This window comes from Pontibacter roseus DSM 17521 (assembly GCF_000373265.1).
Taxonomy (GTDB): domain Bacteria; phylum Bacteroidota; class Bacteroidia; order Cytophagales; family Hymenobacteraceae; genus Pontibacter; species Pontibacter roseus.
In genome coordinates, this window is sequence record NZ_KB890765.1 from 209,970 (window position 1) to 226,246 (window position 16,277).

Consider the following 16,277-nt stretch of genomic DNA (forward strand, 5'->3'; position numbering starts at 1 on the left):
TCAGCTTTCACCGCCCGTTCCCGCTGCGCTCGCACCGGCGGTGGCTGTGGCAACAGATTCCTCCTTTCGTCGGAATGACAGAATGGGGTGCAGGCAGGACGGGAGCGTGAGCAGGTATAGCAGGCGAAGGCCAGAGAGTAGGTATAGCCTTAACACCCCTCTGACTCCCCTCAAGGGGAGAGTTTCCACAGCAACCACAAAGCGGCGGCATCAGCCAGGTGCGCCTGTTGACGCTCCACTGTTCGAGCGGTCAGTGAGTGGGGGTAGGGGTCCCCGAGGAAGGGGCGTCTTAATTTTTTTGCCTGCTTTGGGGGTAGGGCCCCTCGATTTTCATCAAGGAAAAAAGTAGGTGCCCGCCGCACAGGCGAAGCGATGGAACTACCCAGCGGGCAAGCAGCAAAAAGCTCTCCCCGCTACACCAGCTCAAAGGAATGCGTAATCGTGGCCGTTTTGTAGAGGATAGCCGCGACGGAGCAGTACTTCTCCAGCGACAGCACAATCGCTTTCTCTACTTTATCTGAGTCCAATTCTCCGCCCAGCATGAAATGGATGTGGATGTTGCTGAAAAGGTTGAACTCCTCCACTTTCTGGCGCTCTGCGGTCACTTTAATGTCGAAACGCTCCAGGGGCTGGCGCTGCTTCTTGAGTATCATGATGATGTCGATGGCGCTGCAGCCTCCCAGGCCCATGAGCATGAGCTCCATAGGGCGGGCGCCCAGGTTGTGTCCGCCAATCTCGGGGTTGGCGTCCAGGTGGATGGCCACGTCAGCGGCTCCTCTGGCTTCGAAATGAAAGTCCTGGTCTACTCGGGTCAGGTGTATCTCCATGTTGGTTATGCTTCAAAAGTTGAGGAGCCGAAATTAGCAAAGTTCGGCTCCTCCTGCAAATAAGCGGTGTGTCTGACTAGGCTGCTAGTTGCGCCACATATTTCACCAGCGAGCGCTTCGCGATGGGGAGCAAAGCGTTCTCCAGCGGGCAGGGCACCTTGGCCACCACCACGAAGGTGGCAGGATTGGGCAGCTCCCGATTCTCTTTGGCGAGCTGTATCTTCAGGTTCTCATGTGTCTGGGCCAGGCCGCGCCGCACCGTCCGGACGTGTTGGGTGTTGATGCCGCGGTACTTCTCGTAGGTGTTCTCAAATACGGTGATGCGGTAGGCGTATACCTGCGTCTCCTTGCCGGGGAAGGCGTCCAGGAACAGGTAGCCCTCATTGAAATACATGGGCGTGATGCCCACAGGGTTTATCTCCAGGTGCTTTTCTATGAAATTGTAGAGTTCCTTGCCCTCATCCACGGCGTTCACGAAGAGGGGGGCGGCAAACTGGATGATTTCCTCTATCTGCTGCATGGTCTCATCATCGGCCACAATCTTTTCATACACCAGCTCCAGCTTCTCAAAGTCAGCGCGGGTGATGCGCTGCGGAAACGATTCATACACCAGTTTTTTGTGCTCCTTCACCTGCAGCAGGTTGCGGTAGTGCATGATGAGGTCGGAGAAAACCGGGTAGAGGCGCTGCTGTCCGAACTCAGATTTGACGGACTGCAGGTAGGCCAGGAGCAGGTATTTCTTATACTCGAAGTCGATGATGCCTTCGGTAAGCCAGTTAATGGGTAGCTTCTGCATAACGGTCCTATGTTAGCTGTTCCCTGTTAAGTATCCAGAAAATTGGGTTGAGGTGGCAGGTACGGCCATCAGGGGCTGATGTTATACCTGGCTGCTTAAAAAACGAAATATACCCTGATATGTTGCCGTTCGGATGCAGCGTGTGAGACACACCATGCCTTGCCCAGGTATAGCAGCGGGCAGCTTAACCTTCCGACTGACCTTGCGTTAAAACAGACAGATTGCAGGAGCGCGGACTGCCAGAAAAGGTGATTCGCAGATAAATCAACATTAAACCGATTAATACAAGATGAATTACACAGAGAATTTCGAGGGCATAAAAATAGATGTTCAGGCCGTGGACATCAATATTTCAGACGACATACAGCAGTATGTGCGCAACACCATTACCAAGCTGAAGCGCCACGCCAAGAAAATAGATTCAATAGACGTATACTTCAAGGAAGAGGCCAATCAGTCCACCAACTCCAAAAAGGTGAGCATGCGGGTAGGTATACCTGGCAACGATGTGTTCGCCGAGGACCAGGGAGAGAACTGGTACGAGCAACTCAAGAATGTGGAAGAAAAGCTGAAGCGCCAACTCGAGAAGCGCTAAACCTTTCAGACCAGTAAACCAAAACCCGCTGCCAGTCAGGTATACCTGCAGGCGCAGCGGGTTTTGCTGTTGCTATACCTGCCTGCCAGGTTCATGCTCAGTTCCTCTATCGGGTTTTGCTGTTGCTATACCTGCCTGCCAGGTTCATGCTCAGTTCCTCTATTAAGAATGCACAGGTATAGCCATCATCAATTTTCAATTCGGGAATCATGTCAGAAATCACTTACAAAGGCAAGGTGGTGCTCATCACCGGCGGGGCACAAGGCATCGGACTAGGTATGGCAGAGGCCTTTGCGAAGGCGGATGCCACGGTCCTCTTGGCTGACCAGGACGAGGAAGCGGGAAAGGAGGCACAGCAGCGGCTGCAGGCTACCTTCATTCCCTGCGATGTGGCCAAAGAGGAAGAGGTGCGTCAGATGATGAAGCAGATAGGGGAGGAGCACGGGAGACTGGATGTGCTCATCAACAACGCCGGCATCAGCGAGCCTTTCCATGGCACCCTCGACGAGCTGCAATTGACTGACTTTGACCGGGTACTGGCCGTGAACCTGCGGGGGCCGCTGCTGTGCGCCAAATACGCGCTGGCGCTGCTCCGGAAGTCAGACCACCCGGCCATCCTCAACATCACCTCCACCCGGGCCTTCATGTCCGAGCCCCATACCTTCGCCTACACGGCTTCCAAAGGCGGACTGGAGGCACTCACGCACGCGCTGGCGGTGAGCCTGGCTGAGGACCGGGTGCGGGTGAACGCCATCGCGCCAGGTTGGATTGAGGTGGGCGACTGGCAGAAGCAAAGCGGCCGCTATGCCACGCAACATACCCAGGAGGACAAGGAGCAGCACCCGGTGGGGCGGGTAGGTATACCCGAAGACATTGCCGAAGCGGCGCTGTTCCTCTGCTCCGATAAAGCCGGGTTTATCACAGGCCAGCACCTGATTATAGACGGTGGCATGACCGTGAAGATGATTTACAACTAAAAAAGAATATCCCCAACCATTCGCCGCATCGTGCGGTAAACAAGTAGCAAAGTGTTTTTTGCCTATGGTGCAGAGTCCTTACAACCCAGTGCTTCTTTACGTAACTGATCCCATGTGCGCGTGGTGCTACGGCTTTACACACGTCATCCGGCGGCTGCGGGCGCTCTGGCATGGACGCCTGACGGTGGAGGTGGTGGCCGGCGGCCTAAGCCCCTACGCCGAGACTCCCATCACGCAGGAGGAGAAAGAGCGCCTGGCCCTGAGTTGGCACCGCGTGCAGGAGCGCACCAGCCTGCCTTTCAACTACGGCCTCTTTCTGAACCGCAACTTCGTGTACGACACCGAGCCTGCCTGCCGCGCCTTGCACGTGGTGCGCCGCCTGCGCCCCGCGCTCACCCTGGAGGTTCTGCGGGCCATGCATTCGGCCTTCTACGCCGATGGGCTCAACCTGGCCGACCCGCAGGTGCTGGCCGCGGTCGTGCGCCCATTTGGAATCCATGAGAACCTCTTCTATACCTTGTTTGAGGCGGAGGAGGTGATTGACGCTACCGAAAAGGAGTTTGAATTTGCCCAGATGATTGGCGTTACCGACCTGCCCAGCGTGTACGTGGAAGGAGGCATGGGCCCCGAGCTGTTGGTGAAAGGTTTCTGCCAACTCGACGAGTTGGAAGAGCGCCTGCTCCGTCACCTGGAGATGGTGTAGCCGGTTGTCCATGCAAATTTTACCTATAGGAGAATGAGGCCTCTGCCGGTGTATACCTGTGTGCCTACCTTTTGCAACAAGTGGCTCATGCTGCGGTATAGTATAAAAGAGAATTGATTAGCAGTACTACATCAGAACTTCTCAGTTAGCAAGCGGAAACATGTAACACAAGCCTGCAAGCGTAGTGCTATGAGACAACTATATGTACTGATATATTATCCAAAACAAGAAATCACAATCAACCACACGGTATCGGTTGCAGCTGCAAGGCTAGGTATAGCCAGTGCCTTAAAATCAAAGGTATAGCAGTGGCGGGTATAGCCGCAGGTGACTTGTTTGAGCGTAGTCAAGGCTTATTCGGGGAGCCTCCGAAAGAAAGGAATATTTGACAAAATATTAAAAAATAAGTATATTTAGGTGCACAAGTTATAGCTCCGGCCAGCGGCCATGACATACACCTGTATGAGAAGCAAGATATCTACCAACCAAGTCGACGAGTACATCGACAAATTGTCTCCTGAGAAGCAGCAGCTGGCGCAGGCAGTGCGCCGCATCATCAACCAGACGGCGGCGCACCTGGAAGAATGCGTGCGCTGGGAAAATCCCTGCTATTTCTTTTACGGTCCTGTTTGCTATTTCTCCTCTTCCCGCAGTGGCATCCATTTCGGGTTCTTCCGCGGCAAAGAGCTCTCTGACCCAGCCAGGCGCCTGGTTAGCCGCAACGGCCAACTACCCCACATCAAACTGCGCACTCTCGAAGACATCGACGACGTTTACTTCAGCGATTTAGTGCGGGAGGCGGTGCACCTCAACCAGAACTAAACAGGTGGCGGGGTGCAGTCCTGCTGGCTGCATTCCTGTCCCGGCATTTCCAGCTCCACCGTCACGTGGTCAATCTGTTCGTTGTGCATGGCAGTGCGTATGCGCTGTTTCACGGCGTGGGCCTGCTCCAGATTCAGGTTCTCGTTCACCACGGCGTGCATGGTCAGTACATGGCTGGTGCCGTCCAGCGTCCAGAGGTGCAGGTCGTGTACGGACCTTACTTCAGGCACCTGCTCCAGGCGCTCCTGCAGTTGCCGCAGGCTGATGTTGGCCGGGGTGCCCTGCAGCAGAATCTGTAATCCCTGCCGCAGGTTGCGCACCACATTATAGAGCACATACCCCGTGATGAGCACAGACAGCAGTGGGTCAATAACAGGCAAATCGAAGAAGTAAAGCAGGATACCCCCCACCAGCACCGCCGCCCAACCCAGCACGTCTTCCAGCAGGTGCAGCATGGCCACCCGTTCATTCAGAGTATCCCCTTTTTGCAGGCGCAGGGCTGCATAGCCATTTACGGCAACCCCCAGCAGCGCGAAGCCAATCATACCGGGCGCATGTACTGGCTCCGGGTTGAACAGCCGCGGAATCGCCACCCAGAGCACCACGCCTGAACCCAGCAAAAGCACCACAGAGTTGATGACTGCCCCCAGCAGCGAAAAGCGCTTGTACCCATACGAGAAGTGCTGGTCGCTGCCCCGCTGGGAGAGGTGCTGGAAATACCAGGCCAGCCCCAGCGACAGGGAATCGCCCAAATCGTGGAGCGCATCGGATAGGATGGCCATGCTGTTAATCCAGAGCCCCCCGAAAATTTCGATGACGGTGAAGCCCAGATTCAGGAAGAAAGCTACCTTGATGTTATCCGTGGCGTTGTGGTGGTGATGGCCGTGGCCTCCTGCGTGGTGGTGATGCTCGTGTGCCATAGTCTGCTAAACGAACCGCAATGTAATTAGATACCGCTGCAAGCACAACCCGGCCAGGAACGGTATTTCGGAACAAATCGTAACTTGCGGACGAAACGGGAGCCAGCGTTCCTGTGAAGGTATAGCAAACCCAGGAGGGAGGAACGATGAAAATACTGCTTGTAGAAGATGAACCCAAAGTTGCCTCTTTCATCAAAAAAGGGCTTGAGGAGCAGTCTTATGAGGTGGACCAAGCCTATGACGGCAACTTTGGCCTGAAGCTGGCGCTGCAGAACGAATACGACCTGATTATTCTAGACATCATCCTGCCGCACCTCAACGGGCTGGAGGTATGCCGCGAAATCAGGAAGAGAAAGTCCTCTGTTTCAATTCTTATGTTAACTGCGTTGGGTGCTACCGACGATAAAATCACCGGTCTGGACGCCGGCGCCGATGACTACCTCACCAAGCCTTTCGAATTCAAGGAGCTGCTGGCCCGCATACGCGCCCTGGCCAGGCGGGTGGGTGAAAGCGGCGGGAGCGAGAAAATACAGCTTAGCGACCTGGAGATGGACCTTGGTAGCAAAACCGTGACGCGGAGCGGCAAACCCATCAACCTTACGGCGCGCGAGTTCTCTCTGCTGCACTACCTACTGCGCAACCGGGGCCGTGTGGTGTCGCGGGTCGATATCACGGAGAACGTCTGGGAAACCTCTTTCGATACCGGCAGCAATGTGATTGACGTGTACATCAACTTCCTCCGCAAAAAAATTGACAAAGGCTTCCCCACCAAGCTCATCCATACCTTGGTGGGCATGGGCTATGTGCTGAAAGAACAGGAGGACGCATGACGATACGCAACAAACTCACCCTGCAGTTCGCCGGCATCTTCGCCCTGATTATGGTGCTGTTCTCGCTGGTGGTCTACTACTTCACCTCGCTTTACCGGCAAGACGATTTCTATAAGCGCATTGAGCGGCGCGCCAACGACATAGCGGCTCACGTGCTGGAGGCGGATGAGGTGAACGAGCGTATCCGGCGCAGCAACCAAATCAGCTATTACCGGGTGCTGCCGCATGAGGTGGTGCGGGTATACAAGACGGACGGGACCCTGTACCACACTGGTGGCGGTGGCAGGCTCGACGTGGACCAAAACCTGCTGGACCGGGTAAAGCGGGAGAAACTGGTGCAGTATGAGCAGGATGTGCGGCAAGTGGTGGGACTTTATTATGAGGACAACGAAGGTGATTTCATCGTGCTCTCCTCCTCTGTGGATGCGTATAGCCTGCAGAAACTGCAGCACCTTAAGGTCATCCTGATTGTGGGTTTCCTGGGCTCCATGGTAGTAGTGCTGCTGGCCGGCTGGGCATTTGCCAAAGAAGCCCTGCGCCCCATTACCAAAGTGGTGGACGAGGTGGAAAAGATAAGCGCCTCTGACCTGCACCTGCGCCTGAGCGACGCCGACGGCAAAGACGAACTCTCGCACCTGGCCAATACTTTCAACAAGATGCTGGACCGCCTGGAGAAAGCCTTCGAGATGCAGAGCACCTTTGTGTCCAGCGCCTCGCATGAGCTGCGGACGCCGCTCACCGCCATGATAGGGGAGCTGGAGGTGGCTCTGATGAAGCCCCGCGAGCCCGAGGAATACCAGCGCGTGCTCAACTCCACCCTGGAGGATGCCCGCCTGCTTGCGGAACTCTCAAATGGTCTGCTGCAGATAGCGCAGGCCAGCATTGACTCCTCCAAAATAAAGCTGACACACCTGCGCTTCGATGAAATCCTTTGGATGGCCCACGACCAGGCCCTCAAGCGGCAACCTAATGCGCTATATAACATCGACTTCGACAACCTGCCCGACGACGAGGACCGCCTGATGGTGAAGGGCAACGAGGCGCTGCTGCTGATCGCGATTGTGAATGTGCTGGAGAACGCGGCTAAATTCTCGCAACCGGGGCAGTATGTCTCTATCCGGCTTTCGGCCAACATAAAAGAGGTGCTGCTGCAGGTGTCGGACCAGGGGCTAGGTATAGCACCGCATGACCTCCAGCATGTGTTCGTGCCTTTTTTCAGGGCGAATAACGTGCGCAACATCACCGGGCATGGCATCGGGCTCCCGCTTGCCGAGAGCATCATCAAACTGCACCGGGGTTCGATTACAGTGGTCTCCAAAGTGAGCGAAGGCACGGTTGTTACCCTCCAACTTCCGCAGGCTTACGGCCTTATTTCAGCCTGAAACGCATTTTAATTCCATTTTAATGTGGTTTTAATGCTGGCTTAATACCCCGCCCGTACTTTTGTAGATATAAGGTGAGTATGCTGACTCGTATACCTGTTGCTGGTTTTGAACTGGCGCAGGGATATGAGTCAGAGCCTTTCCACTCCTTGTCGCTACAATATGAAAAACGCTGTTTATAAGCCGGGCTATCTGGCCACACTTGGGAAGGACATTCCCGCAGGTCTTGTTGTGTTTCTGGTTGCCCTTCCGCTTTGTCTGGGTATATCGCTTGCCTCTGGCGCCCCGCTCTTGGCTGGTGTGGTCACAGGTATAGTGGGAGGTTTGGTGGTTTCCTGGCTCAGTGGCTCACACTTGAGTGTGAGTGGGCCCGCCGCTGGTCTGACGGTTATCGTGCTCAATGGCATAGAGACGTTGCAGACGTATGAGGCGTTTTTGCTGGCCGTAGTGCTGGCGGGTGTGCTGCAACTGGTGCTCGGTTTCCTGAAGGCAGGCGTGATTGGGCTGTACTTTCCCTCTTCCGTGATACGGGGTATGCTGGCAGCCATCGGCCTTATCCTGATTCTGAAGCAGATTCCGCACTTCATGGGGGCAGACGATGACTTCTTTGGGGAGATGAATTTCTTTCAGCCGGATGGCCGCAACACGTTCTCAGAGATTATCCATGCCTTTGGGGCAATCAATTTAGGAGCTCTTATCATCGGCGTGCTTTCCTTGGCTGTGCTATTGCTATGGGATACCCCAGCCATGAAGAAAATCAAGCTGTTTAAGCTGGTGCCGGGTGCCCTGGTTGTGGTCATCGGTTCCGTAGGTGTCAACTACCTGTTCCTCAACTTCATGCCCGAATTGGCCGTGACCAGCACGCACCTGGTGAGCCTGCCCCAGATTGGCAGCATGCAGGACCTGGGCAACGAATTGCGCTTCCCTGATTTGTCCCAGTTTGCCAACCCGTCGCTGTATGTGGTTGCCTTCACTATCGCCATCATCGCCAGCCTGGAGACCCTGCTGAGCGTGGAGGCCGTCGATAAGCTGGACCCACACAAGCGCCGCACCCCCAACAACCGCGAGCTGAAAGCGCAGGGTGTGGGTAACATTCTGGCAGGTATGCTGGGCGGTATACCTATGACGGCTGTGATTGTGCGGAGCTCTGCCAACATAGCGGCCGGTGGGCAGTCCAAGATGTCGGCCTTTGTGCACGGTGTTTTCCTGTTGCTGTCGGTGCTGTTTCTGGCGGGCTTCCTGAACCAGGTGCCGCTGTCGGCGCTGGCGGCCGTGCTACTGATGGTGGGCTACAAACTGACCAAACCGACGCTCTTCAAGAACCAGTTCAAATTGGGCCACGAGCAGTTCATCCCGTTTGTCGTGACGGTGCTGGCCATCCTATTCACCGATTTGCTGGTAGGTATATTGATTGGTTTAGCAGTGGGCGTGTTCTTCATCCTGAAGGCCAACTACAAGTCGCCATACTTCTACCACAAGGAGGAGCAGCGTGACAAGGACATCATCCGCATTAAGCTGAGCGAGCACGTGTCGTTCCTGAACAAGGCCAGTATTGTGCTGACGCTGGAGCACCTGCCAGGCAACAGCCATGTGATTATTGACGGTGAGAATTCAGAATACATTGACTACGATGTGCTGGAAGCGATTCAGGAGTTCAAAAAGACAGCCCATGAACGCAATATCTTTGTGGAGATACTCAACGTGAAAGAGGTGCCGGTGCTGGATATGCACTAAGCGGGCACCCGATAAGAAGTGACCAATAGCCACGCATAACTACTACCTGAATTTTTCCAATTGAATCAGAACAGACCCTGGCAATGCCGGGGTTTATTCTTGGTGGAAATCCAGTCTCTCCGAGTTGATAGATGGCAGGTATAGGCAATGAAAAACGCCCGCTCTTTATAAAGAACGGGCGTTTTTCATTGCCTATACCTGTGAGGTTAGCGGCTGTAGGAAAGCAGGTAGCTGGCCATTAGGCTAAAGGAAGAGTTGCGGCGTTCGGCTCTGACATAAGCGCCTTCATCGTCGATGTTCTTCAATCCACCGGTATAGCGCACCTCCAGGCCAATGCCGTTGCTGGCGCGGTAGCCAATGGAGCCCACGTAAGCAAAGTCAACTGTATAGGGATTATCCGTAATATCGGTCCTGCTGGTTACGGTCTTGTCGCCGGAGTTGGAATGTGCATCCACTACATACTTTGCGTTGGAGATGAATGATACCTGCGGACCCAGGTCCACGAACAGGCCGCCTGCTGATAGGTGGAGCAACACGGGCACGTCGATGTAGTTCAGCCTGACATTCTCCTCTACCAGGTTGCCAGCCACCACCGTTTCGCGCAGGGCACCTTTGGAGGTATAGAGCGCCTCTACCTGCACGCCCACCAGGCTGCCGATGTGCCGCTGCAGGAACAACCCGCCGGTATACCCGAGCCTATATTTGTAGTTATCTGTGTCACCTCCCTTGAAGGTGGAGTAGGTGGCGCCTCCTTTGATGCCCACTTGCTGGGCGAAGCCTGTGCCTGCCAACACGGTCAGGCAGAACAGTAAAAGTACGGTTCTCTTCATAGATGATTTTTGATTTGGTTAATTGTACTGGACGGCGTGAAATTACCCGAAAGATGCGCTTGGTGCAATGGAGTAAATATATAAGTTGTACTATTTTTCCCATACAAAAAGCCCGGCCATTTATGGCCGGGCTTTCCGGTTGTAAATACTGTGGTGCAGTCTACAGTAATCGGTCTGAGCCAACTGCCTTAGACAGGCTTACCACTCGTAGTCTCTGCGTGAAGAAGAGCCATAGGAGTACGGAGGACCACTGTAGGTGTTACCGTAGCTGGTGTGGCTTCTGTAGCTGCTGTTGTAGTCGCTGTCGTTGTCTCTACTGTCGCGCATCTCATCCATTCTTCTTCTGCGCTCAGCTTCTTCATCACCGAACCAGGACTTTACTTCGTCACCGGCGCGGTCAAAGAAGCCGCGGTCATGGTTGCTGCTTCTGTCCCAGTCAGAAGAACCGGAACCGTAGTTTGAGGAACCGTAATTGCTGCCTGAACCATAATTGGGCGAGCCATAGGTGCTTCCGGAGCCGTAGTTGGATGAACCATAGTTACCGCCGGAACCGTAGCTGCTTCCGCTGCCATAGCCAGAGCCATAGCTGGAAGTGCCGTAGCCCGAAGAACCATAACCGGTGCCATAGTTAGAGGAACCGCTGCCATAGCCGGAGCCACCGTAATTGGATGGGCTGCTGTAGTTAGACGAGCCGCTGTAGCCGCGATTGGAGGAATAGCTGTCGCTGCTGCGGTCGCGCATGTCATCCATTCTTCTTCTGCGTTCAGCATCGTCGTCGCCAAACCAGGACCTTACCTCGTCGGAGCCACGGTCCCAAGAATCACGGCCACCACTGTGGCGGTTAGAGGAATCCCAGTCGCTGTCGTAGCGTCTGTTGGAGCCTGATGAGCCATAATTGGAATTGCCGGCAGAACGTCCGTAGGTAGAGGTTGCTCCATAGCCAGATGATTCGTATGCGTCACGGCCTGATCCAAATCCACCGCTTCGGCTGCTGAAGGTACCGCTGCCATATGAACCACGGCCGTGGCCTGAAGTACCAAAATTATCAGAATAATAGTTGCGGGCAGAGCCTCTTGTCTCTGACCTGTAATTGTCGTTGTACGGGTTGTAACCCGAATTTTCATAGCTTCTCATAGCGTAAATGGTTTAGGTTTAAAATAGCACTAATGCCGTCATCCTTAACAGGGACAGCGGTTTTTTTTACGGTTCCGGGGGGTATAGGTTATTTTGATGCCGTGCAAGGGTATGATTTACAGGTATATCCCGCGTCGGAAGCTCAGGTAGTAAATGCTCTCATTATACTAATTGGACGACTTTCACCACGTATATTAGATAATCATATATAGTATATTGTGTTTATTTAATGATAATAAATATGCGAAGCTTGGCGTTTTTGAACTGATATCAATTTAATATGATGTTTTTCAGGCTTTTGTGAATCAAATTGAGTAAAGTTCTTTAAATACAACATCAAGTTTAATTGTACAATTTATTGGTGGCGGCTTTTGTAAATTGACACATATTAGTAAATTGCGACCTTCTTGTGCCAGAACTACGGCACTGTTTCTGTTGAAATGGTTAAGCGGGTTGGGGATACACAGGAGTAGTAATCAGCACTTGATAATATGAAACTAAAAACGATGCTAGCTTCCCTGGCAGCTGTCGCGATGCTGACAGCCTGTGAGGATGTATTTGAGGGAGGGGACCTGAAGCCAGACGGATCGAAGCCTAGTCTGACCATTGAAAACCCTAAAAACAATCAGGCCCTGACCAAAGAGGCGGGACTGGCCATTAGAGCCACTGCGGTGGACAAGGACCTAGTAAAAGAGTTGCAGGTAAGGGTGACAGGCGAGGGCGCCGAGAAGGACTTTTTGAATTTTACGACCTTTCCGAAGCAGAGGATTCTGGAGGTGGATACGCTGCTTACCTTGCCAAGCTTGAACCCGGGTAGTTACAAGCTGACAATTAACGTAGTAGACAAACGCACGAACGTTTCTTCGAAAGAAGTGAGCTTTACCGTGAAGTAAATCACAAGTAGCTTTAAGCAAAAAGCGGGGCGACACCCAATGCGGTGTCGCCCCGCTTTTGTTTTAATCAAACAGGTATACCACCTGCCAGTTCTCGTTCAGAGCCAAGGAGGCATCGAAGCTGTTGCCTGTTTTGGCGGAGGTGAACCCCTTTATCTTGGCTGTTTTGCGCTTGGTCAATAGCGTGCCTATCTGTTTCTCGGAGAGTTGCTTGCCACCCATCTCGAAAGGCACCACGAACTGGCATCCTTCCCGGAAGCGGCTACAGCCATAGGCTGTCTTGCCTTTGAGCATGCTGCCCTGCTGGCACTTCGGGCACTTGCCAAAAGGGTCTGACGCCGGCGTTTTTTCTATTTTCTCCACCCGCTCCAACACGGCTTGCTTCATAGTATCTAGCCTCAGGATAGCATCGAAAGCATTTCCCTGTTCATTTTTGAAGCCTCTGATAGTGGGAGTTTTACCTTTGCTTAGCAGCGCCATCACTTGCTTATCGGTTATCGTCTTGCCCTGTTGCTCAAAGGGTAGTAGAAAGCGGCAGCCTTCCTTGTAGCGGCTGCAACCGTAGGCTTTGGAGCCTTTCAAAATATGGCCTTCGCTGCAGGCTGGGCAGGTGCCAAGGCCTTTGGCTGGGACCGCATCTGGTGCAGCGGCTTTCGGTGCCTTCGCAGCCGCCTTCGATTTGGCAGTGGAGGCGGCAGCAGACTCAGGTTGGGCTTCCATAGTGACGGTAGCCTTGTCATACTTGACTTCCTGCACCAAGCTCACCACAAAGTCCTGCAGCTCCTGCAGAAACGCTTCAGGCTTAAAGTTCCCGCCCTCAATCTGGCGTAGTTTACGCTCCCACTGCCCCGTCATCTCCGCCGATTTCAGCGTCTGGTTCGGGATAACGCCAATCAAATCAATACCCATCTGGGTAGGGACAATCTTCTTTTTGTCTTTCCGGATGTACTGCCGCTTGTACAGTGTCTCGATAATGGCGGCGCGGGTGGAAGGGCGTCCGATGCCGTTCTCCTTCAGTGCCTCCTTCAGTTCTTCGTCGTCCATCTGTCGGCCAGCTGTTTCCATGGCGCGCAGCAGGGTGGCTTCGGTATATTCCTTGGGCGGGTTGGTCCATTTCTTGTCGAGTAGCGGGGCGTGAGGACCGTGCTCGCCTTTAATGAAGTTGGGCAGGATGCCGGCGGTTTCTTCCTCCTCTTTGTTTTCCTTACCGGTGCTCTCTAGCTTGATGTCCTCAGCACCATACAGCACGCGCCAGCCCGGCTCCAGAATCTGCTTGCCGCGCACCCGGAAGGTATAGCCAGCAGACTCGGCCATGACCATGGTGTTGCTTACAATACAATCCGGATAAAAGGCGGCCAGGAAGCGGCGCGTGATGATGTCGTACACATCCGCTTCGCGGCCGTATAGGCTGGCCTGCGCGCCGGTAGGGATGATGGCGTGGTGGTCGGTGACTTTGTTGTCGTTGAAGACCTTTTTGCTTTTGCGGATTTTGCTTTGCAGCAGCGGCGCCACCTCCTGCTGGTAGTTGCTCAGGCCCTGCAGGATGCCCGGTATTTTCGGGTAGATGTCGTCAGGTAGGAACACGGTGTCCACACGCGGGTAGGAGACCACTTTCTTCTCATACAGGCTCTGGATGGTTTTGAGCGTCTCATCAGCGGACATGCTGAGCTTGTTGTTGCATTCTATCTGCAGCGAGGTCAGGTCAAAGAGCTTGGGCGGGCTCTCAGTGCCTTTCTTGGTATCAATGTCGGTGATGGTGAGTTCGGCCTGCTGGATGGCCTCGAGTATCTGCTGTCCCTCTTCCTCTTTGTGGAAGCGGCCGTTGGTGCTGGCGAAGGTCGTGTCGCGGTATACCGTCTTGAGCTCCCAGTAAGGCTGCGGCACAAAGTTGGCGATTTCGTGGTGGCGGTTCACGAGCATAGCCAGGGTAGGGGTCTGCACCCGCCCGATGGAGAGCGTCTGCCGGCCCTGGGCGTACTTGAGCGTGAAGAGGCGTGTGGCATTCATGCCCAGCAGCCAGTCGCCGATGGCGCGGCTCTTACCCGCCTGATAGAGGGAGTCGAATTCAGAACCCTCCCGCAGCCGGGCAAAACCCTGCCGGATGGCGTCTTCGGTGAGGGAGGATATCCAGAGGCGCTTGAAAGGCCGGCGGTAATTGGCCTCTGTGAGTACCCAGCGCTGAATCACTTCCCCTTCCTGCCCGGCATCACCGCAGTTGATGACCTCCTCTGCATTTTCAAGTAGTTTCTTTATTATGTTAAACTGTTGCTTGACACCCTTGTCCTCTAATAGCTTGATGCCATACCTATCGGGAAGCATGGGCAGGTCGTACATACTCCAGCGCTTCCATTGTGGGTTGTAGTCGTCCGGCTCGCGCAACTGGCAGAAGTGCCCGAAGGTCCAGGTGACCTGGTAGCCATTGCCTTCGTAGTAGCCGTCCTTCTTGGTTCTAGCTCCAAGGACCATGGCTATCTCACGGGCGACACTCGGTTTCTCGGCTATGCAGACTTTCAAGGTATAGGTGGTTTTAAGAGTTAGGCTAACATTCAAAATTACGCTTTTTGGACCGGATTTCCGAACAAATAGCAGGAGGGATGCGGCGCAGTGGCCGTCTTGAAGACAGGTATATCCTTCAACTTGCGCCTGCCGTAGGTATAGCATTACCACCAGGCATTCCTATACCTAAGCAAATGCAGCCACTCGGGAAATACATTGTGATTATAGGCGTGGTCATCATCGTGATTGGCCTGATATTCTGGCTGGCCGGGGACAAACTGGGCTGGTTCGGCAATCTGCCCGGAGACATCCGGGTGGAGCGGAAAAACTTCCGATTCTACATGCCTATCACGAGCATGATTCTGGTGAGTATCCTGCTCTCGCTGCTGCTGTGGGTGTTCCGGCGTTTGTTCTAGGTATAGCTTTCCGCTTTGCCTGCGCTTTCTTAACTTGCGCCCCATAAACCAACAAGCCAATGCCCCGGAAACCCAGGCTGCACAAAGACGTCATCGCCATCCTGACCATGTGCCTTGTTTTCCTGCTGCTTTGGCTTTTCTTCTGATACAGCCTCATGTTTTTTGTGCTCTCCAAAGTGTTGCAATACCTCCTGATGCCCATCCTCTGGATTGTGGTGTTGCTACTGCTGGCTATCTTTCTCAAGTCCGCCCGAGTCAGGCGAGTATACCTGGTTTCAGCTACGGTCTTGCTGTTGCTGTTCTCCAATCCCTTTCTGGCTAACCTCACCATGCGTGCCTGGGAATACTCGCCTGTACCCGTGACGGAGGTGTCTGACTACGACGTGGCCATCATCCTGACCGGGGTGACGAGCTGGAACAGCCTGGCGCCCGATAGAATCCATACCCACAAGGGAGCAGACCGCTTTTTGCACCCGCTGCAGCTCTATCGCCTGGGCAAGGTGGAGAAGTTTCTGATAACGGGCGGAACAGGTACGATTGCGATGGACCGAAGGCCGGAGGCGGAAATGCTGAAGGAGATTCTGCTGCAGGCTGGCGTGCCGGAGGACGATATCATCACCGAGACCCGTAGCATGAACACGCGCGAAAACGCCATCTACACGGCGGAACTGCTGCAAAAATACCCGCAGTTCGAGCGCAGGCTGCTGGTGACCTCCGCCTTCCACATGCGCCGCGCCAAGGCCTGTTTCGACAAAGCGGGCGTCGATACCCATACCTTCCCGGCAGACTTCTACGGCAGTGAGGTCCGCTATACCCCCGATGAACTGTTTATTCCCAATGCCGATGCCTTCCGGCTCTGGCACCGCATCATCCATGAGATATTCGGGTATGTGGTGTACAAGGTGGTGGGGTATGCTTAGGG

At 54.2% G+C, this 16,277-nt stretch carries 18 protein-coding genes; 10 read left to right on the top strand and 8 right to left on the bottom strand.

The window, feature by feature from the left end; translation table 11 throughout:
* The 3 genes from B051_RS22725 to B051_RS0112400 all read right to left on the bottom strand — a co-directional run bounded on the left by B051_RS22725 (position 1) and on the right by B051_RS0112400 (position 1,623).
* Complete coding sequence (locus B051_RS22725) at positions 1-174, bottom strand: hypothetical protein (RefSeq protein WP_211214336.1); 174 nt, start codon at positions 172-174, stop codon at positions 1-3.
* Between the two features lie 239 nt (positions 175-413).
* A complete protein-coding gene (locus tag B051_RS0112395) occupies positions 414-827 on the bottom strand; it encodes an OsmC family protein (RefSeq protein ID WP_018478522.1) in 414 nt (137 codons plus the stop codon).
* A gap of 76 nt (positions 828-903) precedes the next feature.
* A complete protein-coding gene (locus B051_RS0112400) occupies positions 904-1,623 on the bottom strand; it encodes a hypothetical protein (protein ID WP_018478523.1) in 720 nt (239 codons plus the stop codon).
* Positions 1,624-1,912: 289 nt separating this feature from the next.
* Here B051_RS0112400 and hpf point away from each other — a divergent pair, with 289 nt between their 5' ends.
* The 3 genes from hpf (at position 1,913) to B051_RS0112420 (ending at position 3,898) form a co-directional block, all read left to right on the top strand.
* The gene (gene hpf / locus B051_RS0112405; RefSeq protein WP_018478524.1) at positions 1,913-2,218 is read left to right on the top strand and encodes a ribosome hibernation-promoting factor, HPF/YfiA family; all 306 of its coding nucleotides are present in this window, start codon (positions 1,913-1,915) and stop codon (positions 2,216-2,218) included.
* 209 nt (positions 2,219-2,427) lie between these two features.
* Positions 2,428-3,195, top strand: coding sequence for an SDR family NAD(P)-dependent oxidoreductase (locus tag B051_RS0112415; RefSeq protein ID WP_018478526.1), 768 nt, complete (start codon positions 2,428-2,430; stop codon positions 3,193-3,195).
* 112 nt (positions 3,196-3,307) lie between these two features.
* On the top strand, positions 3,308-3,898 hold the full coding sequence (locus tag B051_RS0112420; protein WP_245539621.1) for a DsbA family protein: 591 nt from the start codon (positions 3,308-3,310) through the stop codon (positions 3,896-3,898).
* 215 nt (positions 3,899-4,113) lie between these two features.
* Here the strand turns inward: B051_RS0112420 and B051_RS22945 are convergent, their stop codons facing one another.
* Positions 4,114-4,248 (bottom strand): hypothetical protein, encoded by a 135-nt coding sequence (locus B051_RS22945; RefSeq protein WP_281163472.1) that lies wholly within the window; start codon positions 4,246-4,248, stop codon positions 4,114-4,116.
* Positions 4,249-4,360: 112 nt separating this feature from the next.
* On the opposite strand from B051_RS22945, the gene B051_RS0112425 reads away from it, so the two are divergent.
* Positions 4,361-4,720 carry a DUF1801 domain-containing protein gene (locus tag B051_RS0112425; protein WP_018478528.1) on the top strand — a complete coding sequence of 120 codons (360 nt, stop codon included), beginning with the start codon at positions 4,361-4,363 and terminating at the stop codon, positions 4,718-4,720.
* On the opposite strand, the gene B051_RS0112430 is transcribed toward B051_RS0112425, so the two are convergent.
* Entirely contained in the window at positions 4,717-5,640 is a 924-nt protein-coding gene (locus tag B051_RS0112430) for a cation diffusion facilitator family transporter (protein ID WP_018478529.1), read from the bottom strand. The two genes, B051_RS0112425 and B051_RS0112430, sit on opposite strands and share 4 nt — an antisense overlap.
* Before the next feature lie 146 nt (positions 5,641-5,786).
* On the opposite strand from B051_RS0112430, the gene B051_RS0112435 reads away from it, so the two are divergent.
* The 3 genes from B051_RS0112435 to B051_RS0112445 all read left to right on the top strand — a co-directional run bounded on the left by B051_RS0112435 (position 5,787) and on the right by B051_RS0112445 (position 9,586).
* Positions 5,787-6,470, top strand: coding sequence for a response regulator transcription factor (locus B051_RS0112435; RefSeq protein ID WP_018478530.1), 684 nt, complete (start codon positions 5,787-5,789; stop codon positions 6,468-6,470).
* Complete coding sequence (locus B051_RS0112440; RefSeq protein ID WP_018478531.1) at positions 6,467-7,852, top strand: HAMP domain-containing sensor histidine kinase; 1,386 nt, start codon at positions 6,467-6,469, stop codon at positions 7,850-7,852. The genes B051_RS0112435 and B051_RS0112440 overlap by 4 nt, the downstream gene beginning before the upstream one ends.
* Before the next feature lie 162 nt (positions 7,853-8,014).
* Positions 8,015-9,586 (top strand): SulP family inorganic anion transporter, encoded by a 1,572-nt coding sequence (locus B051_RS0112445; RefSeq protein ID WP_026236374.1) that lies wholly within the window; start codon positions 8,015-8,017, stop codon positions 9,584-9,586.
* A gap of 206 nt (positions 9,587-9,792) precedes the next feature.
* On the opposite strand, the gene B051_RS0112450 is transcribed toward B051_RS0112445, so the two are convergent.
* Positions 9,793-10,416, bottom strand: coding sequence for a porin family protein (locus tag B051_RS0112450; protein WP_018478533.1), 624 nt, complete (start codon positions 10,414-10,416; stop codon positions 9,793-9,795).
* A 198-nt stretch (positions 10,417-10,614) separates the two neighbouring features.
* A complete protein-coding gene (locus tag B051_RS0112455; RefSeq protein ID WP_018478534.1) occupies positions 10,615-11,550 on the bottom strand; it encodes an SWFGD domain-containing protein in 936 nt (311 codons plus the stop codon).
* 491 nt (positions 11,551-12,041) lie between these two features.
* On the opposite strand from B051_RS0112455, the gene B051_RS0112460 reads away from it, so the two are divergent.
* Positions 12,042-12,443: an Ig-like domain-containing protein gene (locus B051_RS0112460; protein WP_157578841.1), complete on the top strand. Its 402-nt coding sequence runs from the start codon at positions 12,042-12,044 to the stop codon at positions 12,441-12,443.
* Positions 12,444-12,506: 63 nt separating this feature from the next.
* On the opposite strand, the gene B051_RS0112465 is transcribed toward B051_RS0112460, so the two are convergent.
* On the bottom strand, positions 12,507-14,957 hold the full coding sequence (locus B051_RS0112465) for a type IA DNA topoisomerase (protein WP_018478536.1): 2,451 nt from the start codon (positions 14,955-14,957) through the stop codon (positions 12,507-12,509).
* 47 nt (positions 14,958-15,004) lie between these two features.
* On the opposite strand from B051_RS0112465, the gene B051_RS22835 reads away from it, so the two are divergent.
* Both B051_RS22835 and B051_RS0112480 read left to right on the top strand, forming a co-directional pair.
* A complete protein-coding gene (locus B051_RS22835; RefSeq protein ID WP_245539622.1) occupies positions 15,005-15,355 on the top strand; it encodes a DUF2905 domain-containing protein in 351 nt (116 codons plus the stop codon).
* Between the two features lie 155 nt (positions 15,356-15,510).
* Positions 15,511-16,275, top strand: a complete 765-nt coding sequence (locus tag B051_RS0112480; protein WP_018478538.1) for a YdcF family protein — start codon at positions 15,511-15,513, stop codon at positions 16,273-16,275.
* The last annotated feature ends 2 nt before the right edge of the window (positions 16,276-16,277 follow it).

What these genes read in the sequence shown, in the direction of transcription:
- hpf (WP_018478524.1), top strand. Translation starts at nt 1,913, where the DNA reads ATGAATTACACAGAGAATTTCGAGGGCATAAAAATAGATGTTCAGGCC.
- B051_RS0112395 (WP_018478522.1), bottom strand. Translation starts at nt 827, where the DNA reads ATGGAGATACACCTGACCCGAGTAGACCAGGACTTTCATTTCGAAGCC.
- B051_RS0112450 (WP_018478533.1), bottom strand. Translation starts at nt 10,416, where the DNA reads ATGAAGAGAACCGTACTTTTACTGTTCTGCCTGACCGTGTTGGCAGGC.
- B051_RS0112435 (WP_018478530.1), top strand. Translation starts at nt 5,787, where the DNA reads ATGAAAATACTGCTTGTAGAAGATGAACCCAAAGTTGCCTCTTTCATC.
- B051_RS0112415 (WP_018478526.1), top strand. Translation starts at nt 2,428, where the DNA reads ATGTCAGAAATCACTTACAAAGGCAAGGTGGTGCTCATCACCGGCGGG.
- B051_RS0112480 (WP_018478538.1), top strand. Translation starts at nt 15,511, where the DNA reads ATGTTTTTTGTGCTCTCCAAAGTGTTGCAATACCTCCTGATGCCCATC.
- B051_RS0112400 (WP_018478523.1), bottom strand. Translation starts at nt 1,623, where the DNA reads ATGCAGAAGCTACCCATTAACTGGCTTACCGAAGGCATCATCGACTTC.
- B051_RS0112445 (WP_026236374.1), top strand. Translation starts at nt 8,015, where the DNA reads ATGAAAAACGCTGTTTATAAGCCGGGCTATCTGGCCACACTTGGGAAG.
- B051_RS0112430 (WP_018478529.1), bottom strand. Translation starts at nt 5,640, where the DNA reads ATGGCACACGAGCATCACCACCACGCAGGAGGCCACGGCCATCACCAC.
- B051_RS0112440 (WP_018478531.1), top strand. Translation starts at nt 6,467, where the DNA reads ATGACGATACGCAACAAACTCACCCTGCAGTTCGCCGGCATCTTCGCC.
- B051_RS0112455 (WP_018478534.1), bottom strand. Translation starts at nt 11,550, where the DNA reads ATGAGAAGCTATGAAAATTCGGGTTACAACCCGTACAACGACAATTAC.
- B051_RS0112420 (WP_245539621.1), top strand. Translation starts at nt 3,308, where the DNA reads ATGTGCGCGTGGTGCTACGGCTTTACACACGTCATCCGGCGGCTGCGG.
- B051_RS0112425 (WP_018478528.1), top strand. Translation starts at nt 4,361, where the DNA reads ATGAGAAGCAAGATATCTACCAACCAAGTCGACGAGTACATCGACAAA.
- B051_RS0112460 (WP_157578841.1), top strand. Translation starts at nt 12,042, where the DNA reads ATGAAACTAAAAACGATGCTAGCTTCCCTGGCAGCTGTCGCGATGCTG.